We start from the raw sequence: 474 nt of genomic DNA, 5'->3' as shown, positions 1-474 counted from the left end.
ACCAGACCGCCGCCAAGGAAGACATCACTGTCCCTGAGGCACCCGCGAATTTAAATGGATATAATTAGACCCATGTTGATTTCAGGTACCGCTTTCTTGCGGTTGCGCACCAACCGCTAAGGCGGTTTCCTACCCCGTAGGTTAAAAACCGCTCCGGTCCTTTAGCCGGGCGGCTATTTGTCATGCCCGGCTCCCTTTCAAATCCAAGGAGCACACCTGATGTCTGCATACGGACACGGCCGTCACGAGCATGGCCAAAATTTTCTCACCAACCACAAGATCATCAACTCCATCATCGACCTTGTGAAACAAACCTCCGGCCCCATCATTGAGATCGGACCAGGAAGCGGTGCCCTCACTCACCCGATGGCCCACTTGGGGAGGGCGATAACGGCAGTTGAAGTGGACGCAAAACTAGCTGCCAAAATCACACAAGAAACCTCCTCGGCGGCGGTCGAAGTGGTCCATGATGAT

The 474-nt window shown here is 54.0% G+C and carries 2 protein-coding genes; both read left to right on the top strand.

The features are described 5' to 3' along the window. Positions 1–54: 54 nt before the first annotated feature. Entirely contained in the window at positions 55–120 is a 66-nt protein-coding gene (locus HMPREF2996_RS13110) for an erythromycin resistance leader peptide (protein WP_071569110.1), read from the top strand. A gap of 99 nt (positions 121–219) precedes the next feature. Continuing rightward, positions 220–474 (top strand): rRNA adenine N-6-methyltransferase family protein (locus HMPREF2996_RS07635; protein ID WP_305764457.1); only part of this gene is annotated, 255 nt, incomplete at its 3' end.

Source organism: Corynebacterium sp. HMSC066C02 (assembly GCF_001814945.1).
Classification (GTDB): domain Bacteria; phylum Actinomycetota; class Actinomycetes; order Mycobacteriales; family Mycobacteriaceae; genus Corynebacterium; species Corynebacterium aurimucosum.
The sequence above is the reverse complement of the archived record's forward strand: the minus strand, read 5'-3'. Positions and strand labels throughout refer to the sequence as shown.